This window comes from Collinsella aerofaciens, assembly GCF_015555045.1.
Taxonomy (GTDB): domain Bacteria; phylum Actinomycetota; class Coriobacteriia; order Coriobacteriales; family Coriobacteriaceae; genus Collinsella; species Collinsella aerofaciens_W.
In genome coordinates, this window is sequence record NZ_JADNJQ010000031.1 from 1 (window position 1) to 24138 (window position 24138).

Here is a 24138-nt window from a genome sequence, read left to right on the forward strand (position 1 = left end):
GGCTACATGTCTCCGGTCGAGTTCAGGGAGGCGGGGCTGTCCCTCCCGGAATCGTCCAAATAGGTGTTGCCAATCCACGACGGCAGCGGGCCGGCCTTGGCCAGGGCGGGGTCGAGGTAGGTGAACAGCGTCCCCGCCGACACCAGCGACGACAGCGACGAGCGCGCCCGCCTCAGCCTCTCGTGGGTGTAGACCCTCCTGCCGTCCACCACGGTCCTGTCCTCCAGGAAGTCGGCCCAGAACCCGCACCAGTCGAGGTAGCGCTCGACCCAGAGCTCGGCCTGGTGCAGCGTCTCGATGCCCATGAGGTCGCGCGCGATGAGGTAGAGCTCGCGCCCCGCCTGGAGCTTCGGCCGCGTCGTCGTGTAGCGCTTGACCTGCGAGAAGGCGTGGAAGGTGAACCTCTGGACCCTGGTGCGCGGCCAGGTCTCGCGCACGGCCCTGGCGAACCCGCTCCCGCCGTCGGTGACGACCACGTCGGGCGCCGGGATCGGCGCCATGAGGGCCGACCACGCCCTCGAGTTCTCGGACCTGGCCATGTACCAGGAGACCACCCTCTCGCCGCTGCAGCATATGAGCACCACGAGGTCGCGCGCGACCCAGATCCCGTCGACGTAGAGCACGCGGTGGAGCTCGCCGTCGGGGACGGGCATCGGCCAGACCTCCCAGAACTCGGCCGTCCTGCGCCTGAAGGACCGTCCGCCGCCCGGCATCATGGCCTGCGAGTCCTTCGAGAGGAGCCACCCGAGGAACTCCTCGAGCCTTGTCGCCGTGTCGTCGTACCTCACCGTCGTCGACGCGCCGCAGGCCGTGCACCTCCACCGCTGGGACCCCGATGAGGTCCTGCCGTTGCGCTTGGTCCGACCGCCGCAGTAGGGGCAATAAACGGCCTTCATGGGCACCTCTTCCGAAAGGGTATTTAACGGTTCCGGAAAAGGTTATCTACCTGCGGCAACGATAGGCAACCGGACACACATTCCGTCCGAGCGGTTAAAAGCGGCCACGGAATTTAAACGGCTGAAAAAGGGGCATCGACCTGCGCCGATGCCCCTAAAGTAGACACACATTTTGTCCTATAAGCCGCTAAAAACGCTCCGCGTTTTCTTTGCGCTCGCTCCTTCACAGGTTCAAGTCCCCGTGATGGGCCCATAACAAAAAAGCTCCCATTGCTGGGAGCTCTTTCAATCAATGGTGCGGGCGAAAGGACTTGAACCTTCATGGGGTTGCCCCCATACGGACCTGAACCGTACGCGTCTGCCAATTCCGCCACGCCCGCGTGCAGGAATTAGAATAACGGAGCGCTACCGCGAACGCAAGAACTATTTTTGAAAAAGTTTGCAGGCATTTTCCCAAGCTGCTCGCGCGATTGCCTCAGCATCCTCGCCGGTACGATCGACACGGTCGTTGACCAGCGTGTTTGCCGTGATAGAAATCATTGCCGGCTCGCACTCAAGACCACGAATGGGCTCCGGTGCCATATACGGGCAATCCGTCTCGAACAAAATGCGATCGAGCGGGGTCGCCGCAAATGCCTCGCGCACGTCGTCGTTGCGCTTAAAGGTGGCCGCGCCGCCATAGGCGATATAGCAGCCCAAACCCACAAAGCGCTCCATCGTAGCTCGATCCTCGCCAAAGCAGTGCAGCACGCAACCGGCCTGAGGCACGCCTACCTCGCGCAGCACGTTGTACGCATCAACGTGCGAAGTGCGCTCCCCATCCGAGTCCTCGTGCCGCAGGTGCAGCTCCACCGGCACATTGCGGCGCACGGCAACTTCGAGCTGACGTGCCATGCAATCAATCTGCACACTGTGGGGCGCCGGCGCGATGTCGTCGTCGTAATCCATGTGATAGTCCAGACCGATCTCGCCGATGCCAACGCACAAAGGGTCATCAAGCGCAGCAACAACCTGTGCGTGAATGTCGTCGGTATAATCCGGCGCGCCATAGGGGTGAACGCCAACGAGATACTTGATCTGCGGAATATCCCGCATCGGCAGAATTTCGCGCACGAGCCAGTCGCTATAGTCCGTCACGCTGCGCTTGTCGGCGATGGGGTCGAGCATCGTCACCAACAGATCGACGCCCGCGGCTTTGGCGCGCACGAGCGTTTCGGGCACTTCTTTGCCCCAAAACGAAAGCAGATGCGCATGCGTGTCGGCAAGCGGTGCCAAGGGCACGGGGCAGGCAACAGTCTTCTTTTTCTTGGTAAACGTCACGCGTTCGGCATTAAGCGTCATGGATTAGCTCCTGGGCCAGGCGGACAAAGTCAGCAACATCAAGCGTCTCGGCGCGCGTGGTGGGTGAGATACCGCAAGCCTCAAAGGCGGCATCGAGCACGTCCTTGGCAAAGCCGTTGGCGCTCATGGAATTGCGGATGGTCTTGCGACGCTGAGCAAATGCGGCGTCAATCACGCGGGCCACAAACTCGCGATCGAGTCCTTCGGGCACCACGCCGTCAACACGGTCGATACGCACGACGGCCGAGTCCACGTGCGGTGCCGGCATAAAGCAACGCGGCGGCACCTCAAAGCGACCCGTCACCTGCGCATACAGGCCGAGCTTTGCCGTATAGCCGCCATAGGTCTTATTGCCCGGCACTGCGGCAATGCGATCGGCAACCTCCTTTTGAACCATGACGACGGCGCGCTTGAGCGCGGGCATCGTCTGGAAGAACTGCAGGATGATCGTCGCCGCCACGTTATAGGGCAGGTTCGCGACAAATACCGTCGGCTCACCGCCCGCAACCTGCTCAATCTGCTCCGGCGTCACCCTGAGCGCGTCGCCCATGATAAAGCGAAAGTTGGCGTAGTCAGCGGCATGGGCATCGAGCACCGGCTCGAGCTCGGGGTCGGCCTCGATCGACGTGACGCACGCCGCCTCCTGCAGCAGCGCAAGCGTGAGCGTACCAACGCCCGGACCGACCTCGAGCACGCGCTCATCGCCCGCAAGCTCGGAAAGCTCGCAAATGCGCTCAATTACATGGTTGTCGATCAGGAAGTTCTGGCCCAGGCGATGCTTGGTCGCAAGGCCAAACTCCTCCAGCAGCTCCCTTGTTGCCGTGGGGTTTGCCAAAGGCGAAGTTGTCATAGTTGCCTCCTTAGCATGGTGGCGGCGTCTTGAAACAAAAGGGCATGGACCGTTGCGGCCATGCCCTTACATCTAAACAGCAAATTGCCGATATGGCGCGCGGCGGCTTAGCCCAGACGCGGGAACAGCGGCTCGCCCTTCTCGACGGGCTGACCACCGGCAAGCAAGCCCCAAGCGCAAATGCCCTTGAGGTCGTCGCTCGCGGCCTCGTCCTCGCACGACAGGCGGCGCAGGGCCTCGGCAGAAGTCTGGGGCATGAGCGGCATCAGCAGGTGAGCGGCAATGCGGATAGCCTCGAGCAGGTTGTAGATCACAAATGCCAGCTCGTCAGCCTTGGTCTCGTCCTTGGCAAGCGCCCAGGGCTCGGAGTCCTCGATGTAGTGGTTGGCGGCATGGATGAGCTCCATGACCTCGTCCTTAGCTCCACCGTAATCGAGCACGTCCATCTTGGCCATGTAGCGCTCGACCAGGCCATCGGCGATCTTTGCCAGCGGGTTTTCGAACGCATCGAACGACGCGGGCTTGGCGGGCGCGCAACCGTCAAAGTACTTGCCGCTCATGTTGAGCGAACGCGAGATAAGGTTGCCCCAGCTGTTGGCCAGGTCGGCGTTGTAGACCTGCTCCATGCGATCGAAGCTGATGGCACCGTCGGTGCCGGGGACGACGTCGGTCATGAAGTAATAGCGATAGCCCTCGACGCCCAGCATGTCGATAACGTCCTGCGGAGCGATGGCGTTGCCGCGGCTCTTGGACATCTTCTCGGCCTTGCCGGTCTCGGCATTGCGCACGGTCAGGAAGCCGTGGGCAAAGACGTGCTCGGGCAGGGCCTCACCGATGGCCATGAGCATGGCGGGCCAAATGACGCAGTGGAAGCGGATGATGTCCTTACCCACGATGTGGAACTGCGCGGGCCAACGATAGGCCAGTTCGGCACGCGCCTCGTCGGTGTCGACGCCGTAGCCGACGGCCGTCATATAGTTGAGCAGCGCATCGAACCACACGTAGGTCACGTGGCCCTCGTCAAACGGGACCTGAATGCCCCAGTCAAAGCTCGTGCGGCTCACGGAAAGGTCGTTAAGGCCGCCCTCGACAAAGCTGCGCACCTCGTTCATGCGGAACGCAGGCTCGACAAAGTCGGGGTGCTCGTCGTAAAGCTTGAGCAGCTTGTCCTGGAAGGCGGAAAGCTTAAAGAAGTAGGACTCTTCCTGCACGCGCTCAAGCGGACGGTGGCAGTCGGGGCACAGGTGCTGGCCGACGCTGCCGTACTCCTCGTCGCCCTTCTGGACCTGCGTATCGGTGAAGTAGGTCTCGTCAGGCACGCAATACCAGCCGTCGTAGCTGCCCTTATACAGGTAACCGGACTCCTTCATGCGCTCCCACAGGTACTGCACGGCATGATGCTGGCGCGGCTCGGTGGTGCGAATGAAGTCATCGTTGGAAATCTCGAGCTTGCTCCAAAGCTCCTTGAAGTGCGGAGCCTGGCTGTCGGTCCACTCCTGCGGCGTCATGCCATGCTTGGCTGCGGCCTCGGCGACCTTCTCGCCGTGCTCGTCCATGCCGGTCAGGAACTTAACGTTGTAGCCAGCGGAGCGGCGATAGCGAGCCTGAACGTCGGCGATGATGGTGGAATAAGCCGTGCCCAGGTGCGGATCGGCGTTGACGTAGTAGATGGGCGTCGTGATAAAGAACGAAGGCTTGCTTTGATCCATGGGGTTTGTCCTCCAGAAAAACGTTGCATACAGGGGATGATTCTAGCGCAAGGGCTGGATATCCTCCATCTATTGCATATCGAGCACCATGGCATAGACATCGCGCTTGCGGCGCGAATACTTCTGAGACAGGCGCTTGGCCACCGCAGAGGCGGGCTCCCCCTCCTCGAGCGCGGCGCGGATATCCTCGCGCAGGGCCTCGTCGGGATCCGCTGCCGCGGCGCCAACCGGTACGATGCCAGCCTCCTCGTCCTCGCTCGGCGGCGCGATGACCAGCGCAATCTCGCCCTTTACCTCGCCGCGAGCACGCAGCTCCTCGGCGAGCTGGGCAGCGGGCCCGCGCAAGACCTCCTCGTGCAGCTTGGTGAGTTCGCGGCAGACGGCAACCTCACGCTGGGGAAAGACCTCCGCCACGGCCTCGAGCGTCGCCACGATGCGATGTGGAGACTCGTAGAAGATGAGCGCGCCGGGTACTACGGCAAGGCGCTGCAAACGGCGCACGCGGTCGCCGTGCTTTCGGTCCAAAAAGCCCTCGAAGAAAAAATGCTCGCAGGGAATGCCGGACGAAACGAGCGCCGTGACGCAAGCAGAGGGCCCGGGAATAACTTCTACGGGCACATCGGCCTCACGCGCTGCCTCGACCAGCACCTGGCCGGGGTCGGACACACTCGGCATGCCGGCGTCCGAGGCAAAGGCGAGGGTCTCCCCCGCCAGCAGGCGGTCGACCAGGCCGGCGGCGCGACTGGCGATCACATTCTCGTCGCAACGGACAAGCGGCTTGGAAATGCCCAGGTGCATCAGCAGCTTTGACGTCACACGCGTGTCTTCGCAGCAAATGGCATCGGCGGCGGCAAAGGCCTCGCCAACGCGCGGGGACAGGTCGCCCAGGTTGCCGATGGGCGTGCCGACCACATAGAGTTTGCCCGTATGGGCGCTGTTTTGCGTCATATCAACCTATTCAATCATGCCGCGCTCGAGCGTACCGAGTGCCGCGCGGGCGTCCCATGCTGCAATGCGCTTCTCGGTCTTCCACGTTTGGAAGAACCAACCGGCAGCCGGCGCAAACGAAGCCAGCTGGTTGGCGATAAACACGCGCTCGTAGGCATTGCGGCCCTCGGGCGTAACCGACGAGTTGGCAAAGATCGCCGCGCCCGACCATTCGCCCACCAGCACGGGGAACCCTGTCGAGATCGCTTCTTTAAGCTCGCGCTTGTTACGCGAAATCGCCGTCGTCAGCCCGCGGGGGCTCGTGATGTCGAGCGCATACTCGTCGCGGTAATGGTACAGGTGAAGGTCCATGTAGACGTTCTTGTACTTGGCACCGCGCATAAAATGCTTCCACTCGCTGGGATGCCCCGAAGACGAGAAGACGACGATCTTATCCTCGGGCATATACGAACGGACGAGCTCGTAGGCATCGCGATAGAAATTGCGCAAGTAGTGGGCCGGAATTCCATCCGTCATGGTAAAGAGGCTCTTGCGGACGCTCATCTGCGGCGTGTCCAGCAGCTCAATGCCCAGCAGGCTCTCGGCCTCGCCGTAGCGATCGGCCAAGCGCTCGAGCACGTCGAGTGCGACATGACGGCCGTTGGTGGACGAATGCCACTCGGCAACAGCCTCCGGCGTGGTGGGCGAATCGTTGGAATCGCCCTGGCCACCGGGCACCGTCGCCAGATCGAGCAGCACGCGGATGTCGTACTTGGCAGCCCACTCAATTGCACGGTCGATGTAGTCGACAACCGAGATGTAGGACGCATCGGACTCCTGCGAACCAAAGGCATACCAGGGCACCGGCAGACGCACGGCATTGAAACCGATCTGCGCCATGCGGCGAAAATCGTCCTCACTCACAAACGTCTCGTAATGACGGCGCATGCGCTCGTTATAGGCGGCGGTGCCCATGGCCTCCTGCAGCTCGGCCGCGTTGGATGCACCGGTCGCCGCGTATAGCGACGGGGTCACCCAAGGCTCGGGAATAAACCAGCCAGAGAGATTAACGCCGAGTATCCTCTCCATCACTGCCCCCTTCGGATCGTGCAGGTCGAGCCTGCATCGTATTGCATAGGAAAAGTATCGTTTTGAGTATACCCGCGCGTGCGGACAGACGACCGAACGGTCTGCAAAGTGGCGCAAAAGCGGGAGGAATGTCTGGGGCGGGCCCGAGCTAGTGCGCCGAGATGTGCACGCACGTCGGAAGCAAGCGCTGGAAAGCGCATCCCGCTCTAAAACCCAATTCTGGGATGCATTTTCCGCGGAACCCTACATAAAAGAAAAGGACCCCTTTGCAGAGGTCCTAGTCAATTCAAGGTGGCGGGGAAGGGAATCGCGTCCGCGCGCTGCGCGGACGGACCGCCGCGGCGCTTGCGCGCCTTGCGAGCTACGCTGGAAAACGCTTGCGCGTTTCCTCAGCTCCGCGCCCTCACGGGGTTCGATTCCATGCATGGTCCACATAAAAGAAAAGGACCCCTTTGCAGAGGTCCTAGTCAATTCAAGGTGGCGGGGAAGGGAATCGAACCCCTGACACGAGGATTTTCAGTCCTCTGCTCTACCAACTGAGCTACCCAGCCATTTGAGGTGTGCCTTGTTTCAAGGCTTGATTAGTATAACCAAGGACGCGCTCCGGTCAACCGAGAATTTGAAAAAAGTTTTTGAGCACGGCGCCAGCCACAAGGCCGACCCTATAGAACAGCACGTTAGAGACATCAACCCACCGCAAGAAGTTTTTCGCTCAAGGCTGCACGGGCAAACTCACTTGGCGTCATTCCTTCAGCCGCCGCCCGACGACGAATCGCCTCCTTCATCCCTAGGGGAATCTTGACCGATAGCGTTGCCGTCCCTTCGCTTGAGAGCGGAGGCCGCCCGTGCACGATCCCCCCAACGGTATGCTCGCCGTCCGGAAACCCGCCATGCTCGTACGACTCGCACCACGCGTCAATCATTTCATCCGTTACAACCTGACCATTGGCAGCCGTATACGCCTTGCTCATCATCGACCCCTCTGCCGAGCTTGCTCGATCTCTTGCCAGAATTTCTTCTGAACCGGAGACAGGGCATGAATAATGAGCCATCCACGAATTAGTTCGACTGCAACAAGTTCCATACTTCGACCATCTGGAAGCCATCCAATGGCAAGCCATCTCGGCGGCTCGTCCTCCGACTCGCGGCGAATGCACTCAGTAACCGCGAACCAGGCACCAAGCACTTGCTTTTCCGTCAAGTGTTTTTTGGCGTTGGGATGGATCTCAACATCCATGCATCTTCTCCTCCATCTTACCCAATTTCGTATGACGAAAGTCCGCTGTCGCCAATTCTTACGCCGGCACTTGTTGAAAGGCGGGAGGTGTAGCGAGGATTGAAGGGCGTTCCAGCACCGCCCAGGCACCGGGACAGGAACACATGCGCCAAGGACGGACGTTTTCGTAGCACGCGAGGATGCTGCCGTTTCGATCGATAAAGGCAATGTCGATGGGATAGGCCATAAAGCAGGTGTGGACCGAAGAGCAGCGTGGAAACGCCATGACGAGCGGCAACCCGTTGGCGGCAATCGGCGACCGCCCCAGCATGCCACGCAGGCGCACGGCAAACGACTCCGCCACCACAAACTCCGCAGGCGTCCAACCCAGCCTGCTGAGCGCCCGCGCGTAGGCAATATAGGATGAGACCGCGTTCACGTGACCACCCCCGGACGCCACGGGTCGACTGTCACTGCGCGCTCGTGCGACAACTGTGCCGGTGCCCCCAGCGAAACGCCGGCGATGCTGAGCGAGCTCGGCCACGGCTCGTAGCGCATGGTGCAGGTATAGGTCCTAAACGTGCCGGAAAGCGAAAGCAGACCGCCATCCGATGTCGTCGCACCCTGCTCGCTTGAGACCTCGATCTGCAAGTCATAGCCTTCCATGGCATGTTGGATCTGAGCCTGAACGGTCGCGGAGGAATCGATGGAGTTGCCATCGCCCTCCCCGCTCGGCGCCACGGCATGCGCTAGCACGATATCGGGCACCACGCGATCGAAGCGCGCGACCGCGTCGGCAAAGACCATGACGTTGTACACGATAAGCGCCAGAACCAGCAGGACGGGCGTGACCACGGCCATCTCGACCGTCGCCTGGGCGCGCTCCTCGCACAGGCGCGTGCGGATGCCCATTACGACCCACCGCCCAAGGCACCCGCCAGCGTGGCGACATCGACGGTAAGTGGGATGGAACCGCCGCCGGGCAGCGGAATCTCCGCAAGCGTGAACACCGTGCCGCTGATGGTGCGCTCGACTTGATATTCCAGCGCCTCGCAAAGCGCCTTGGGATCGGTCACGCCCAGCGGAATACTTCGTAGCTTGTCCTGCGCATTAGAAAGACCTGTGATGTCAGACCCCGGGCTCTTGATGACGTTGGCGGTGTCGGTCAACACCGGCTTTCGCAGGCGCAAATCGCACGGTTCCAAGCCCAGCGCCGCCACGGACGCCGAAACGGTATCGCCGAGCCACGACGCAATGGAGCCCAGCGCGCCACTGTCCCCTCCCAGGTCATCGATCATCTCATCCATAAGCTCGTCGGCCGAGCCCTGGATGTCTCCGTATCCCACAAGCAGCCGTCCCCAAACATCCATGACGTCATCGAGTACACCGGCAACGCCACCCGAACGCTCCTCCAGCGTCGAGAAAAACCGCGAGAGAACGTTGTTCTGCGCCGTCGCGTCATCGGGCGCCAGCACCGCAGCAGAGATCGCGCCGCGATCGCCAAGCCTGACTGTCGTGTTAAACGAAGAGTTGAGCTCATCGGGGCTCGAGATGGCACCCGAAACCGCAAGGGCAACCACGCCATTGCGGCCGGGCGGGGCGATACGCGGACGCTCGCCCGAAAGCGCTTTAATGGCCTCGTCAAACGCATTGCCCGCACGGTCTGCCTCGTCCTCGGTCTGGCGCATGAGCTCGAGCTCTTTGTTGCGGCATTCGACGTATTTCTTCAGGGCGTCTTTGAATCGATCAAAGTGGTACTCGAAGCCGTTTTCGATAGAAGTCGAAGGAGCCGCAACGGCGCCGAGCGACGAAACACCAAAATGGCATCTGTTGCATTTGTCCTGCCCGTCATAAGCAGCGACCGAGGCTAGCCCGCCTGGCGTCCCTTTCTTATAGTTGGGGCAGCTCGTTCCATAATGCAGATACGTTTTGCCATCGTTGGTACTAGTTGGCCACGCCGCATCGGTATAGAGTTCCGTCGCTCGCACCTCGTCAGTGTTGCGCGGCAACAACGGAATATAGGAAGTGGTCCGGTCTCCGTCTTCGGTTATATATGCGCGATTGACCTCTGCGCTCGCATAGGTATAGAACGCCTTGCGCGCCGCCGACTCCGCCTTCGTCTCGACGCTTGAGCCTTGAGGCGCCTCGTTTGCAAGGCGCAAGCGGTAATAGGCCTTCGCGCGATCGAGCGCCACTTGCGGCTCCCATGTGACGCTCGAGGCATAGTGCGGATTCTCAATATCCGAAAGCTTCGCCAAACTCCTCGCGCGTTCCCACATGCATGAGCAACTGCCGACCGAAGCCGGATCCGACCCGCCGCAATCCGCAAGCCAGGCGCGCTCTTTTGCTTTCGCCGTCTCCTCCGAGGCCTTCTGCAGCTCATCTGCTGCGCGTTCCAGATCTTTCGATGTGTCTTTAATGACATCGGTCGAGATCTCGGACCCCTCGAGCGCAACGAAATCCGACTCGGACGTCTTGGGCACGGCAAGCGCCGTACCGGTATAGGTCGCACCCTCGGTATCCTGCGCCGACACGGCCTGCGTAGCTCGCGCGGCAACCAGATACGGTAGAGCCGTCTCGATTTTCTGCAGGCCCTTGGAGGCGCTTTTGGCAAACTTATTGCGCGTTTTAATGATCTCGATCCCCGTGTCGACCATATCGCCCGCGGCAAGCTCGGCACCTGGAATAAGAATGGCGACCAAGCCGGTGCCGATCGTGGCAAACCCCGCCAGGCCCAAACTCAAAATGCTCGCATCCACCACCGTCGCAGCCGTATGGTAGGACGACACCACATTGGCGCCTGCCAGCGCGCCGCTATCGGCAGCCGCCTGGGTGTCCCCGGCACGCGACATGCTCCATATCGCCGCCGTCGACGAAAACAGCAACGTGAGCACCACCAAGATGACCACCGCAGAGGAGAGCGTGGTATAGGCACCGTCTTCGATAAACAGGTCGATCCCGGCTCGACCCATAAAGCCGCCTCGCTTGCAGCGAGCACGCGGTCGGCAACGGCCCGCAAGCCCCCTCGTCACCTTCAACAGGCAGCGCTTAATCCCATGCAGCAATCCATGAATCATAATCTCCCTCCAGCCACTCGGGACGCGATCGATACGAGACGTCGACCTTAAGCTCGACATAGCCGTTATGGCCTGCGCCACCCATAGCCTGCGCAAACGCACCGATCACGGGCAGCGGTTTAACCTCGCCGGTAACGGAAACGGACGAGACGCCGCCCGCATCGGCCCGACCAAGCTCGATATCCCACGACAGGGGCCCGCCGGCATGGAAAATCGAAACGTCGGGAACCGCGGCAAGACGGCGGCGGGCAAACTCCTTAATATCCTCGTCATCCCCCACCGTCGTCGTGGTCATGAGCCGCGCGGTCTCGGCGGCGGCAGACTCCATGACCGCGCGTGTATAGAGCAGGCACACCGGCTGCAGCGCCAACAGGACGAGCGTCAGAAACGTCGGCAGTAGGAATGCCGCCTCGACCGTAGACTGCGCCCGGTCCTCGCGCGTGACATCAATAGAGCACGATGTCCTTAGCACCCGCAGCAGCGTCGACAACCGATGTCGAGGTGACGCCGTGAGACGCCGTCCTCTCGACCAGCGCCGCCAAGCGCCCATCGGCACCGGCACGCCAAAGCCCTGCGATCGCCAGCACGATGGAAAGCAGTGCCACCGTGACGATGGCGTATTCGACCGTTGCCTGGGCAGATTCCTCACGCAGGACATCATGCATTTCACGACCCCTCCTTTGAGTTCATTGTCTGCGGGGTCAGGCGGACCACGCGCAGACGACACGAAGTATCACCAGCATCCGCGGCAACCGTCACCATATCGACCCAGCCGCGTCCGTCACGCACGATGGCGCCCCACACGTTGCCCTTGATGTCAAGATAGCCGCTCAGAGCAAGTTGTGCCGTGGGCACCTCGCGATAGGCACGCAGCATATCCGCCGCCGCTTCGGTCATCGGTCGGCACTCGGACCATGCGAGACGAACAGCGACGGCATTGTTTGCAGATGAACCCGTTGCAGCGTCCGCTCGCTCGTCGAGTGCTTGCAAGAACGTTTGCGCCGTGACGGCGGCATTCGCATCGGCCGCGTCTCGCGCATCGTCTATTTGAGACGCCGCAGCCGAACCCGATCCCGCATCCGCGGCAGCCCCTAAACGTTGTTGCCGTGCTGCGTTAAGCCCCCAAACCGCCACTGCCACCGCCACGACCGCACAGGCGAGCACCAGCAACGCGCCGACGGGACGGGCGCCCTCTACAGGCTGTTGATGCCCTCGCTGATAGCGCTCCATAGATCTTGGACCTTGCCCTTAAATGCGACGATGGCAATGATGGCGATCACCACGAGCACACCGACCAGGATGGCGTACTCGGTGGTGCCCTGCGCGCTCTCCTCCCGCAGCAGTTCCTCGGCACGCTGGCGAGCGTGAATTGACTGGCAAAACGCCCAGCTCCAGACCTTGCCAGCAACGTCAGTCATCGTATTCATGTATTCCTCCCTACATCATCCCGCCTGCTCCCAGCAGCGGGCCCAATATGGACAGAAGCAACGCCGGCAAGATGAGCGTGCCGGTGGGAATCAGCAGCTTGACCGGCGCGCGCTCAATCTCGCGCTCGACTGCAGCGCGATGGGCCGCGCGAATCTCGCGACTTTGAGCCGCCAGCGTCTCGGCAAGCGGGGCACCGAGGGCAAGCGCCTGCCCCGCTGTGATGGCAAAGGTCTCGAGCGCCCGCACATCCAGGTCGCGCGCGGCCGCCAGAAGCTCGTCCTCGCGCGTCCCCACGCCCACCTGCCACGCCATGCAGGCTCGCTCAAGGCGGATCGCCAACGTCGATCGGCGATTGGCGCAAAAAACCTCAAGCGCCGCATCGAACGAAAGGCCGGCCGAAAGCCCCAGACGCACCACGTCGATCATCTCGGACACCTCGCCAAGCGACACCTGCGCCGTACCACCCGTGCCGAGCATGCCCTTCAACCGTGTTACCAGGACATCGGTCACCGAGCGGGCAGCCGCGACAACCAGCAGCGCCTCGCATTTGCAGACCTGGGCGATCTTGCATGCGTCTGCACGCTCCAAACCCGTCACGATAAACACACTGAGCGCGCACAGGCACGCCGCGGCCCCGACCAAGACGCTCATAGCTCCACCCGCATAATGCGCCGGATAACCACCAGCGCGACGGCGTTGAGGGCAAGGCCCAACACCACGGTACCGGCACCTGCCGGCGTTGCAAGGCCGCGGCGAAAGTCGGCCGAAAGCAGCGCCAGCACCGCGCACATACCCGCCGGCATCGCCGAGACCATGTGTGCCGACATGCGCGCCTGCGATGTCTTGACGTCCAGGCGGCGCTTGAGCTCAATGCGCTCCCCCACCATGCTCGACGCCTCGGATAGCAGGTCAGCAAGCGGGGCGCCGGTTCGCTGCGACACCTTGAGCGCCAAAGTGACAAGCGAAAGGCCGGGGGCATCGATACGGTCGAGTAGGTCATCCAACGCATCAGTCGCCGAGACGCCGCAGTCGATCGCCGCCGCAACGCGCAAAAACTCGGTATGCACCGGCTCTTGCGCGTGAGTTCCCACAAACCTCATGCCCTGGGCCAGCGAATGACCCGAGGCGAGCGACATAGAGAGCGCCGTAAAGGCCTCGGGCATGGCTTCTTCCACATCGTGTTGCTCGCGGCGACGGTCGAAGGTGTCGCGAGCGGCACCTACGCCAAACGGTGCGAGCAGCCCCAGGACAAAGCCGATAGGCGACAGCGATACGACAGTCAGGGCAATGCCGCAGACACCACTCGACAGCAGTAAGCATGCCAGTCGCGCCTTGTCATCCTCGATGACAAGGCCAACGCGATGTGCCGGAACCAGCGCCGCCCAGGAGTGGGCAATCTTTTTTAGCAGGTCGTTTTCTACCAACTCGCGCGGCAGCCTCTCGGCAACCGACTCAAGCGCATGACTGACCAGCTCCGCCGGCGGCACGCGCGGCGCACGAGGCTCCGCCCCACACGCCACCGCGGCCGAAAGCCCCGTCAAGCCCCCTACGACGAGGGGCACAACGATCTCCATTCGTCCACCTCCTCTTGTGTGAGCGTTCCCGAGCGCAGGCCCTCCGCGATAAACGGAGGCTCGCGATCGAGCGTCCAGGTGCGCGTGGCGGCATCGAACGTCACGTAGCGCTCAAGCTCCACGCCGCCCGACGCGCCGCGTCGCACCCCCGAATAGGAGGACACGAAACGCCTGCCGTCCGCATGACGCTCGGATATCACGATGCCGTCGAGCGCCATGGCAATCTGCTCCTCGATAAGCTCGCTCGGCAGATCGATGCCATAGCGCGCAAGCAGCGTCAAACGCACCACGGTCTCCTGCTCGGTGCCCGCATGAAGCGTGGTGAGCGATCCGTCGTGCCCGGTGTTCATGGCCTGCAGCATGTCGCAACATTCCGCACCGCGCACCTCACCCACCACAATACGGTCGGGACGCATGCGCAGGGCGTTGGTCACCAGATCGCGGATTGTCACCGCGCCCTCGCCCTCAATTGAAGCCTCGCGCGCCTCCAGGCGAACCACATGCGGGTGATGCGCAAACTTGAGCTCGGCGGAGTCCTCGATCGTCACGATGCGCTCGCCGGTGGATATCTCGCACGACAGCGCGTTGAGCAGCGTGGTCTTGCCCGATCCCGTGCCACCCGCAACCGCCAGATCTTGACGCAGCGACACCGCACAGGACAGCAGTTGCGCATACCAAAGCGGCAGCGACCCCAAGCCCACAAGCTCGTCCAACGAACAGATGCGATCTGAGAACTTGCGGATGGTGAGGATTGGTCCATCAATCGCCACGGGCGGGATCACCGCGTTGACGCGATAGCCCGTCTTGAGGCGGGCGTTGACAATGGGGCTGCGCTCGTCGATGCGCCTGCCCAGCGGCGAGATGATGCGGTCGATGAGCACGCGGATCTGCTCGTCATCCTCAAATGCATGCTCGATGGGATATAAGACGCCGCCGCGTTCAAAGAAAGCCGAGCGGCAACCGTTGACCATGATCTCGGTGACGGTGTCGTCCTCGATGAGCGGCTGCAGCGGGCCCAGGCCCACCACGTCGTCCAAGATCTCGTCGATGATGGTCTCGCGCTCGGGCGTCGCCAGGTCGCCCGGCTCCTCCACGTTGAGCGCCGCCTCCACCGCAGGACGCAATTCCGAGCGGGCGCGCGCCGGATCGATGTATGCGCTGATACGCGCCACCTCGTCATAGCCCATGCGGTCCATCACGGCGCGCTTGGTGCGGCGCTTGACGGCACGGTGGCGCCCCGCATCAACAGGCGCCGCCGCCGCGGCCGCACCGGCTTCCTTAATCCTTGTTTGCAAGCTCATCGCGAATCACCCTCGCGCGACCAGGGAAGACGGATACGTGGGCGCTCGGTGCGCGTCGCGCGGTCGGTGACCATGTCACTCCAGGGACCGACGGCGCAGCCCAGCTCCACGAGCATCTCGCGCGTGGCTTCGCGCACGCTGGTGGCAAAAGCGCTGTTCTGGCCCACCGCCTCGTCAGCACGGCCGAATGCCATGAGCGCCGTCAAGTCCTGCCCGCCGTCGGCGATGCGAATCTTGGAGCTCAACGCGCAGGCAATCTCAAAGCGCATGGCGACATCCTCGTCGGCGCCGCGCGCGCCAAACCGGTTGAATACGGCGCTCATGCGCGTACGCGGCACGCCCACACGGCTCGCCAACTCGATGACGCGTGCCGCGGACGTCGCAGACGACACCGATGGATCGCCCACGACCAGGCAGCGGTCGCTCGCCGCCACCGCGGCCGCCACGGCGTCGCCCCAAAAGACCGAGGTGTCGACAAGCACCACGTCGGATTCGTGACGCAAGACGTCAAGCAGCAGCTCCACCGGACGCGCCATGAGCTCGGCCTGTTCGGGCGCGGCGACCGGACCCCAAAGCGTGACGCCCGGGGCCACGCGCATCGAGGCGGCCACGATGTCCGATTCGGCAAGTGCGCCCGCAGCCGATGGCTCGATAAGCGTCGCCATGTCATGCGGGGCATCGGCACCCAACAGGTCGTAGAGGTTTCCAAACATCAGGTCCAAGTCGAGCACGGCAGCGCGCAGGCCCAGCAGCGACGCCGCGTGCGCCATGGCGGCGACGATCGTCGACTTGCCGCAACCGCCCGAACCCGAGACGGCGCAGACAACCGGGGCTCGATGCGACGAAGCGGCGGCATCCGCCGACGGCGTGGGGGCAGGCGGCGCCGGCACGGGCGGCAACGTCCCTGTCTCCCCGGCAGCGCTCATATGCTGCGCCCAAGCCGGCATGGCAGGCTGCTCGGTCCGCGGGGCCGAATCTGGGGACTTCACGGTCGCATCGACACGAACATTGTCGTTCCCGGCAAGTCCCTCAACCTCGTCGAGCTCATCGACCAGGCTCACGCCATGCACGCATCCCATATCTACAGCCAAAAGATCCTCGCCATACGGCACCGGCTCTCCGACTTCATCGTATGCAAGGGGGTCCCGGGGACACCGACCATGCTCGGCTTCCGCTTTTCCACAATCATCAACACGCGGGCCTCTTGTAGCGCGAGGCGCCCCGGGTTCCCTATCAACAAAAGCATCGGGCTCAATCGTCAGACACCGGTCGTAATCAACCGTTCCCTCGCCTGCGCGCCCGTTGCCGCATATGCTACGCGCAGCGATAACCTCGGTCGCCCCTGCGCGAAACAGCCCCTCGATATCCGAAGGATCGAGCGTCTCTATCAGTACGACCACGCGGCTCACGCGGCCCTCGGCCGTCAGGCGCGCAACGGTCTTTCGCACGTCTTCGGCATCGAACAGGGCTGCCGCGATAATCGCCGCCCCGCGACGCGACGGAAACGCCCGTGCCATGGACACCAGCCCATCCAGATCGCCCACGCGAAGCACTTGCGCGCCCGCATCGCGGCCCTCGACTTCCCGCTGCAGCAATCCGTAATCACCGCACGCGCAGCATGCAAGCCAGATCGCTTTCATCACTCGTCGCCTCCGCTCTTTTTGTCGCGCACCGTGGCGGGAATCGTCAAACTGACCGTCCCCTTACCCGAGGCCCCCAGCAATTCCTTAACGTCTTCGGGGTCGGCCGCCAGCGTCACCCATTCGATCTTGCCTTCACGCGTGGCGCCGGCATCTTCGCTGGTATCGATTACGCGCGCGCCGCACAGCCGATCGGTCACGCCGTCCTTTTGCACGTACACGTCCACGTAGCTGCCCACGCCCGTGGCGCCCCCGACCGAATGCTCGGCATCGACCGCCACCGAAACGGCGACCTTGCCTTTGGGCACCTCGAGCGTGTGGGTTTCGGCCTTGGTGTAGACATCGCAAATCACGGCATTTTTAGGGATGCGCGAGGTCGTCACGTCGCCGCGCACCTGGCGCAGCTCGGTCGCCGCATCGCGCGGCAACAGGCTCGCCAGCCATTCCTGGGTTATGACATTGGTCTCGTCGAGGGTCTCGCCCACATCGATATCACGCGCCGCGACGCACACCTCGACGCGATCGCCGCCATACTTGGCCAGCGTCTCGGCCTGGACCTGCTCAGCCTGCGAGCGAATCGACGATGCGTAGACCATGCAGAGCAGCGCGGCGAGCACACCCGCGATTAGACTGATGGCGATGCGCTTGCTCTTGTTCACGGCCGCTCCTCTCAAGGTAGCACCGGGCGGATGCCCGTAGCACCATTGTCCGAGCGGGCAAGCAGCAAAACGGTGCGATCGCGATCTTGGTTTTGAGTGTCAAACCAATTGCCGACCAAAAGCTGACCGGCCCGTCAAGCTCGTGGCAAGGTTTTGGTCAGCACGTCAGCAAAACGCACGTTTAGGGGCGCATCGGCAATAAAAAAGCCGCCTCCCGTACCATTGGGAGACGGCTGTCATAGGTAGATTCAATTACAGATGGACATCGGGATCGAGCATCTGAGCACTCACACGCATGGATGACGCCAGGTTTTGGAACGTCTCCAGGCGCAGGCTGTCGATTTGCCCGGCATCCTCGGCCTCGCGAACGGCGCAGCCCGGTTCGTGGGTATGCGTGCAGTCGCCAAACCGGCACGCACGCGACGCCTCGACGATCTCGGGAAACGCGCGTGCCAAGCCCCGCTCATGCCCCACGAGCGGCAGACTGCGCAGGCCCGGCGCGTCAGCAATAACGCCGGCTTCGCCCGGCAGCGCCACCATCACGCGCGCGACCGTGGTGTGGCGACCCTGGTCATCGCGCTCACGTACGCCGCCGGTCGCCAACGTATCGTGACCCAGCAGCGCGTTGAGCAGCGTCGACTTGCCAGCACCCGATTCACCCAAGATCATGGCGCAGCTCCCGGCGGGCACGCAGGCGCGCACCTCGTCCAGGCCACGACCCTCGGCAGAAGATGTCACGATTACGCGCACGTCCGGACCCACCAAGCGGTGCACACGGTCCAGATCGCGCTCGAGCTCATCGGCGTCGCAGCGGTCGGCCTTGGTGAGTACCACCACCGGCTCGGCATCGCAGTCGAGTGCCAACACCAGCGAGCGCGCCACGCGGTCGAGCAGTACCTCGCCGGCGCCGAGCGCCTGCACGATCAGCACGCTATCCACGTTGGAGCAAAGCACCTGACGCTCGCCGCGAGCGCGTCCGCGCCAGCGCTCAAAACTCGTGCGGCGTGGCAGCACGCACTCGATCACGCCCATGTTGTGCCCGGGCGCACGACGCACCGCCACGCGGTCGCCCACGGCGGGCAGCAGAACCTCGTCCTCGCCACGCGACTTGGCAAACCCCACGGCATGCTCGGCACGAAAGGTGTCATCGGCAGTCGCCACCAGCGGAAACCCACGATCCAGGCGCACCACGGCACCAAGCTGCATCTGCTCGGGCTCCTCGGCCCGAGCACAATAATCATCGAAGGCAGCCCGCTGAGCATCATCGACCGGCAGATCGTCGAACGCCGGAACATCCTGCAGCGCATCGAGTCCCGGCACGCTTGCCAGCAGCTCCTCGGCAGACGCGGGAGCTTCGGTCGCAAGCTTCCGACGACGATCGCGCTTAGCCCGCGCCCCCGTCGTCTTTTTCCTCGCCTTAGCCTTCGCCTTGCCCACAAGCGCCTCCCAGCACCACAAATCACAACTGAGCAGGTATTTTAAATCAAAAAGAGCTGGCCGGGCAAAGCCCGACCAGCTCACATACTTTCCCTCAGCCCTTTTCATCCGCACGGGAGAAAAGCCAGCAAGGATACCGCAGGGCCCGCCCGTCGGGAGGGGTTTCCTAAGGGCACATCCCGCAGCCGCAAAGCGGCGAGGACGTGCCCGTGGAAACCCCGCAGGCGGTCGGGCCCGGACAGGTGCGTTACTCTTTCTCCACGGCGCGCATGATCGCCTTGTAGATCTCCATCAACGGAATGATCAGGAAGGCAAGGCCCAGGGCGGCGATAACGCCCTTGAGCTCAAGCGTCACGGGGCCAAAGAACATCTCGGCAAGCGTCGGCTGAACGGTCACGATAACCGTCAGTACCAGCGCCAGCGCGGCAGATGCCCACAGCCACTTGTTCTGCTTCTTCATGCTAAACAGCGACGCACGACGGCTGCGCATATTGAAGCAGTGGAAGATCTCGACCATGTTGAGCGTGATGAACGCCATCATCACGCCTTCCTCGTCGGCATTGCCGGCGATCATATCGGCGATGTGGATGTAGCCCATGTCAAAGTACACGCCCACAAAGAAGCTCGCCAGCACCAGCACGGTGATGATCAAGCCCTGGACCACACAGTCCAGGCCCATATTACCGGCAAAGACGCCGTCCTTGGCGTTGCGCGGCTTGCGCTTCATGATGTCGCCCTCGGCATCCTCCATGCCCAGCGCGAGCGCGGGGAAGCAGTCGGTGACCAGGTTCACCCACAGCAGCTGCACCGGCTGGAAGATGGTAAAGCCGATGAGCGTGGCGATAAACACCGAGAACACCTCGGCAAGGTTAGCCGAAAGCAGGAACTGGATGACCTTGCGGATATTGTCGTAGATGCGACGGCCCTCTTCGCAAGCACCGATGATGGTGGCGAAGTTGTCGTCGGCAAGCACCATGTCGGCAACGTTCTTGGTGACGTCGGTACCGGTGATGCCCATGCCCACGCCGATGTCGGCGCGCTTGATGGACGGGGCGTCGTTGACGCCGTCGCCCGTCATGGCCACGATCTGGTCGCGCGACTTCCAGGCCTCGACGATGCGGGTCTTGTGCTCGGGCTGGACGCGAGCGTACACGCCGTAGTCCTCGATGTGCGCGTCGAGCTCCTCGTCGCTCATGCGATCGAGGTCGGCACCGGTGATGGCCTGGCTGCGATCGGTGACGATTCCCAGCTGCTTGGCAATGGCCACGGCGGTGTCGATATGGTCGCCCGTGATCATGACGGTGCGGATACCGGCGTCGTGGGCCTCGCGGATGGCGTCGGCGACCTCGGGGCGGACAGGGTCGATCATGCCGGACAGGCCGCAGAAGACCAGGTCGTGCTCGAGCGCAGCGGGGCTGCAGTCGCTCGGGACCTCGGTGTAGGTGCGGCTTGCCAGCGCCAGCACGCGCAGGGCCTCGTCGGCCATGGCCTTGTTGGCGGCCACGAGCTCGGCACGGCGCTCCTCAGTCAGGGGGACGACCCTATCGCCCTCGTAGATGTGGGTGCACAGGCCGATTACCACGTCGGGCGCGCCCTTGGTGTACTGCTCGTACTCGCCGTCCAGGGTCTCGACGACCACGGACATCATCTTGCGGCCCGAGTCGAACGGGGCCTCGCCCACGCGCGGGTGCTCGGCAGTCAGGCCGGTGAGGCCCGCCTTGCCGGCATCGTTGACGAGCGCACACTCAGTCGGCTCGCCCACGGCCTCGCCCAACTCCTCGTCCCACTGGGCATCGGAGCAAAGGGCCATACCTGCCAGGAACTTCTCCTTAGGCGCAGCGAGCTCGTGCTTGACGACGGTCATCTTGTTCTGGGTAAGGGTGCCGGTCTTGTCGGAACAGATGGTCTGCGTGCAGCCGAGGGTCTCGACGGCAGAAAGCTTGCGGATAATCGCCTGGCGCTTGGCCATCTTGGTCACGCCGAGCGACAGCACGATGGTCACGACGGCGACCAGGCCCTCGGGGATGGCAGCGACGGCGAGTGAGACAGCGACCATAAAGGTGTCGAGCAGGGCGGTCGGGTCGGTAAGGACGTTGCCCACGCCGTGGCGGAGGATGTCAACGCCAAAGATCACGACGCAGATGATAATCACCATGATGGTAAGGATGCGGCTGAGCTCGGCAAGCTTCACTTGCAGCGGCGTAAGCTCTTCCTTGGCCTCGGCCAGGGCGCCGGCGATCTTGCCCATCTCGGTATCCATGCCGGTACCGACCACGACGGCGCGGCCACGACCGTACACAACGGTGGAACCCATGTAGCACATGTTCTTGCGGTCGCCGAGCGGCACGTCGTCGGTGCCCGCGACAAGCTCGATCACGTTGGCGTGCTTCTCTACGGGCACGGACTCGCCGGTGAGTGCAGCCTCTTCGATCTTCATCGTGGCACTCTCGAGCACGCGGCAGTCGGCCGGAACGGAGTCGCCCGCCTCGAGCATGATCACGTCACCGGGCACGAGCTCGGCGCTCGGCAGGTGCACGAGCTTGCCGTCGCGCAGTACCTTGGACTGCGCCGCGCTCATCTCCTGCAGGGCCTCGAGGGCTTCTTCGCTCTTGGCTTCCTGGACCACGCCCAGCACCGAGTTGACGATAACGACGAACATGATAATGACGACATCGGCAAAGTCGGGCTCGCCCTTGACCATGCCCGTGAGCGCACTGATGACGGCGGCAACGATCAGCATGATGACCATGGGATCGGCCATCTGCTCAAAGAAACGCTTCCACAGCGGCGTCTTCTCGGCTTCCTCGAGCTTGTTAGGGCCTGTCTTAGCGAGGCGCGACGACGCCTCGTCGTCGCTCAGGCCGAGGTTCTCATCGACACCCTGGTCGCTGAGCACCTCCGCCGCGGCGGACAGGTATTCCTTTTGCATATAGAGTCCCCTCCTGGGATTCGGGCCACTCAGCAGATTGATGCCCGATCATAATTCCCAGGAGAAGGGCAAGGGCTCATCAAGGCTGCCGTGCTGAGCGGCAGTTGATAGTGGAGCTATGGTACCCCAAAGCAACGCGTCTAGCCAAAACAATCCATTTGGAAATATGGCACAGGCGCAACGGTGCAGACCGTGTGATGCTCAACATTGATAAAACGTTTTTTCTTCGGCGCATCATCAAACTGAAATATCGCCCAGATAGCAGCGGTTAGAACAGTTGGTAAAGTTTTGCATATACCGTTTTTCCGCAAAAAATGAACTTCTAATTCGGCATACGGTCGATTTTTTGGGGTATTCGGTCGCCATTTCGTTATAATCATCTCAGTTTTATTTCTTATGGTTTATCTATCAGCGCAAGACGATGTCAGATGGAGGTCTGAATGTACAAGCGCACCAAGATTGTATGCACCATGGGTCCCGCCTGCGATAGCGACGAGACCATCCGCGAGATGATCAAGGCGGGCATGAACGTCGCCCGTTTTAACTTCTCGCACGGATCCTACGACGAGCACCACGGTCGCATCGAGCGCGTCCGTCGTATTTCCAAGGAGCTCGGTCTGCCCGTCGGCATCCTGCTCGACACCAAGGGCCCCGAGGTCCGCACCGGCCTTCTGGTCGACGACAAGAAGGTTGCCGTCAAGACCGGCGATAAGATCGTCGTCACCGCTCAGCCCACGTCCGAGGATTTCCACGGCACCTCTGAGCACATCTCCCTCGACTACCTGGCTCTGCCCTCCGAGGTCGAGAAGGGCTCCCTCATCCTGATCGATGACGGCCTGGTTGCCCTCGAGGTCGAGTCCGTCGACGGCCAGGACATGACCTGCGTCGTCAAGAACGACGGCCTGATCGGCGAGCGCAAGGGCGTCAACATGCCCAACGTCAACATCTCGCTGCCCGCCATCACCGAGCGCGATCGTCAGGACATCCTCTTTGGCCTGACCGAGAACATCGACTACATCGCCGCTTCCTTCATCCGTGACGGCGAGTCCGTCCGCGGCATCCGCAAGCTTTGCCGCGAGAACGGTGGCGAGCACGTGACGATCTTCCCGAAGATCGAGTGCGCCCTGGGCGTCGAGAACTTCGACGAGATCCTCGAGGCTTCCGACGGCATTATGGTCGCCCGTGGCGACCTGGGCATCGAGATCAAGCCCGAGCTCGTTCCCCACATCCAGAAGGAGATCATCGCCAAGTGCAACGCGGCCTACAAGCCCGTTATCACCGCTACGCAGATGCTCGACTCCATGCAGCAGAACCCGCGCCCGACGCGCGCCGAGGTTGCCGACGTTGCTAACGCCATCTACGACGGCACCGACGCCGTTATGCTCTCTGGCGAGTCCGCTGCCGGTAAGTACCCGGTCGAGGCCGTTAAGATGCAGGCCAGCATTGCTCTCGAGACCGAAAAGTACCTCCCGGCTCACGCTCCGCTCGAGGTTCCGGCCGATGCCCACGGCACCCGTGTTGTCAACAACGTTGTGGGTATGTCCGCTGTGAACATGGCTACCACCGTTGGCGCCAAGTGCATCACCGTGCCGACGACCACCGGTCGTACCGCTCGCCTGATTTCGCACTTCCGTCCCAACATGCCGATCTGCGCGTTCTCCCGCCACGAGTGGGCCGTCCAGCAGATGATCATGTACTGGGGCGTTATCCCGCACCAGGCCGAGATTACCCAGGGCACCGTCAACGGCACGATCGTCAAGGCGATTGAGACCGCTAAGGAGCTCGGCTACGTCAAGACCGGAGACCTGACCGTCGCCACCGCTGGCGATCCCCGCATGAGCGTCCAGCTCGAGGACAAGGTCTCCTCGACCAACGTTGCTTACGTCGCTCAGGTGCGCTAAAACGCACTTGCAAGCACACTTGCATTGCAAAGGGCCCGGAAGGCATTGCCTTCCGGGCCCTTTTTCTGTGCCAATGCCGGCGCACGGGGTAGCGCGCAGAGATGTGGTGTAAGAGGCGGGGCATGCCCCGCCTCTTCCCTTTCTTGAAAGGGAGGGGACACCGC

Annotated in this window: 23 protein-coding genes and 2 tRNA genes; 1 reads left to right on the plus strand and 24 read right to left on the minus strand. The window is 62.6% G+C overall.

Annotation, left to right across the window (positions count from 1 at the left end; translation table 11 throughout):
- Nucleotides 1-2: 2 nt before the first annotated feature.
- The 24 genes from I2E45_RS08840 to I2E45_RS08955 form a co-directional block, all read right to left on the minus strand.
- Nucleotides 3-896, minus strand: a complete 894-nt coding sequence (locus I2E45_RS08840) for an IS1249 family transposase (protein WP_195445753.1) — start codon at nt 894-896, stop codon at nt 3-5.
- 293 nt (nt 897-1189) lie between these two features.
- Nucleotides 1190-1276 (minus strand) — tRNA-Leu (locus I2E45_RS08845).
- 43 nt (nt 1277-1319) lie between these two features.
- Nucleotides 1320-2237 carry a TatD family hydrolase gene (locus I2E45_RS08850; RefSeq protein WP_195445755.1) on the minus strand — a complete coding sequence of 306 codons (918 nt, stop codon included), beginning with the start codon at nt 2235-2237 and terminating at the stop codon, nt 1320-1322.
- Nucleotides 2227-3087, minus strand: coding sequence for a 16S rRNA (adenine(1518)-N(6)/adenine(1519)-N(6))-dimethyltransferase RsmA (rsmA, locus tag I2E45_RS08855; RefSeq protein WP_117848153.1), 861 nt, complete (start codon nt 3085-3087; stop codon nt 2227-2229). Before rsmA ends, I2E45_RS08850 begins: the two co-directional genes overlap by 11 nt.
- Nucleotides 3088-3194: 107 nt before the next feature.
- Nucleotides 3195-4796 (minus strand): methionine--tRNA ligase, encoded by a 1602-nt coding sequence (gene metG / locus I2E45_RS08860; RefSeq protein ID WP_117848154.1) that lies wholly within the window; start codon nt 4794-4796, stop codon nt 3195-3197.
- 69 nt (nt 4797-4865) lie between these two features.
- A complete protein-coding gene (gene rsmI, locus I2E45_RS08865; RefSeq protein ID WP_195445758.1) occupies nt 4866-5744 on the minus strand; it encodes a 16S rRNA (cytidine(1402)-2'-O)-methyltransferase in 879 nt (292 codons plus the stop codon).
- Nucleotides 5745-5750: 6 nt separating this feature from the next.
- Nucleotides 5751-6812 (minus strand): glycoside hydrolase family 5 protein, encoded by a 1062-nt coding sequence (locus I2E45_RS08870; RefSeq protein WP_195445760.1) that lies wholly within the window; start codon nt 6810-6812, stop codon nt 5751-5753.
- Nucleotides 6813-7290: 478 nt separating this feature from the next.
- A tRNA-Phe gene (locus I2E45_RS08875) sits at nt 7291-7363 on the minus strand.
- Nucleotides 7364-7498: 135 nt separating this feature from the next.
- Nucleotides 7499-7783, minus strand: coding sequence for a ribbon-helix-helix domain-containing protein (locus I2E45_RS08880; protein ID WP_195445762.1), 285 nt, complete (start codon nt 7781-7783; stop codon nt 7499-7501).
- Complete coding sequence (locus I2E45_RS08885) at nt 7783-8049, minus strand: hypothetical protein (RefSeq protein ID WP_195445764.1); 267 nt, start codon at nt 8047-8049, stop codon at nt 7783-7785. The genes I2E45_RS08880 and I2E45_RS08885 overlap by 1 nt, the downstream gene beginning before the upstream one ends.
- 58 nt (nt 8050-8107) lie before the next feature.
- A complete protein-coding gene (locus I2E45_RS08890; protein WP_271742308.1) occupies nt 8108-8467 on the minus strand; it encodes a DUF192 domain-containing protein in 360 nt (119 codons plus the stop codon).
- Nucleotides 8464-8940, minus strand: coding sequence for a hypothetical protein (locus I2E45_RS08895; protein ID WP_195445765.1), 477 nt, complete (start codon nt 8938-8940; stop codon nt 8464-8466). Before I2E45_RS08895 ends, I2E45_RS08890 begins: the two co-directional genes overlap by 4 nt.
- Nucleotides 8940-11000 carry a hypothetical protein gene (locus tag I2E45_RS08900; protein WP_195445767.1) on the minus strand — a complete coding sequence of 687 codons (2061 nt, stop codon included), beginning with the start codon at nt 10998-11000 and terminating at the stop codon, nt 8940-8942. The genes I2E45_RS08895 and I2E45_RS08900 overlap by 1 nt, the downstream gene beginning before the upstream one ends.
- Before the next feature lie 76 nt (nt 11001-11076).
- Nucleotides 11077-11577 carry a TadE/TadG family type IV pilus assembly protein gene (locus I2E45_RS08905; RefSeq protein ID WP_271742309.1) on the minus strand — a complete coding sequence of 167 codons (501 nt, stop codon included), beginning with the start codon at nt 11575-11577 and terminating at the stop codon, nt 11077-11079.
- Nucleotides 11552-11770: a hypothetical protein gene (locus I2E45_RS08910; protein WP_147333370.1), complete on the minus strand. Its 219-nt coding sequence runs from the start codon at nt 11768-11770 to the stop codon at nt 11552-11554. The genes I2E45_RS08905 and I2E45_RS08910 overlap by 26 nt, the downstream gene beginning before the upstream one ends.
- Before the next feature lies 1 nt (nt 11771).
- Nucleotides 11772-12335, minus strand: coding sequence for a hypothetical protein (locus I2E45_RS08915; protein WP_195445771.1), 564 nt, complete (start codon nt 12333-12335; stop codon nt 11772-11774).
- Nucleotides 12299-12532: a Flp family type IVb pilin gene (locus I2E45_RS08920; RefSeq protein ID WP_117770508.1), complete on the minus strand. Its 234-nt coding sequence runs from the start codon at nt 12530-12532 to the stop codon at nt 12299-12301. The genes I2E45_RS08915 and I2E45_RS08920 overlap by 37 nt, the downstream gene beginning before the upstream one ends.
- Before the next feature lie 10 nt (nt 12533-12542).
- Complete coding sequence (locus I2E45_RS08925) at nt 12543-13184, minus strand: type II secretion system F family protein (protein WP_195445773.1); 642 nt, start codon at nt 13182-13184, stop codon at nt 12543-12545.
- Nucleotides 13181-14107, minus strand: coding sequence for a type II secretion system F family protein (locus I2E45_RS08930; RefSeq protein WP_195445775.1), 927 nt, complete (start codon nt 14105-14107; stop codon nt 13181-13183). Before I2E45_RS08930 ends, I2E45_RS08925 begins: the two co-directional genes overlap by 4 nt.
- A complete protein-coding gene (locus I2E45_RS08935) occupies nt 14080-15408 on the minus strand; it encodes a CpaF family protein (RefSeq protein WP_195445777.1) in 1329 nt (442 codons plus the stop codon). Before I2E45_RS08935 ends, I2E45_RS08930 begins: the two co-directional genes overlap by 28 nt.
- Nucleotides 15405-17048, minus strand: a complete 1644-nt coding sequence (locus tag I2E45_RS08940; RefSeq protein WP_195445779.1) for an AAA family ATPase — start codon at nt 17046-17048, stop codon at nt 15405-15407. The genes I2E45_RS08935 and I2E45_RS08940 overlap by 4 nt, the downstream gene beginning before the upstream one ends.
- Nucleotides 17048-17707 carry a Flp pilus assembly protein CpaB gene (gene cpaB / locus I2E45_RS08945; protein WP_271742310.1) on the minus strand — a complete coding sequence of 220 codons (660 nt, stop codon included), beginning with the start codon at nt 17705-17707 and terminating at the stop codon, nt 17048-17050. The genes I2E45_RS08940 and cpaB overlap by 1 nt, the downstream gene beginning before the upstream one ends.
- A 252-nt stretch (nt 17708-17959) precedes the next feature.
- On the minus strand, nt 17960-18913 hold the full coding sequence (rsgA, locus tag I2E45_RS08950) for a ribosome small subunit-dependent GTPase A (protein WP_195445789.1): 954 nt from the start codon (nt 18911-18913) through the stop codon (nt 17960-17962).
- 478 nt (nt 18914-19391) lie between these two features.
- A complete protein-coding gene (locus tag I2E45_RS08955) occupies nt 19392-22073 on the minus strand; it encodes a cation-translocating P-type ATPase (RefSeq protein ID WP_195445783.1) in 2682 nt (893 codons plus the stop codon).
- Nucleotides 22074-22513: 440 nt separating this feature from the next.
- Between I2E45_RS08955 and pyk the strand changes: the two genes are divergently transcribed.
- Nucleotides 22514-23974 (plus strand): pyruvate kinase, encoded by a 1461-nt coding sequence (pyk, locus tag I2E45_RS08960; protein ID WP_195445785.1) that lies wholly within the window; start codon nt 22514-22516, stop codon nt 23972-23974.
- The last annotated feature ends 164 nt before the right edge of the window (nt 23975-24138 follow it).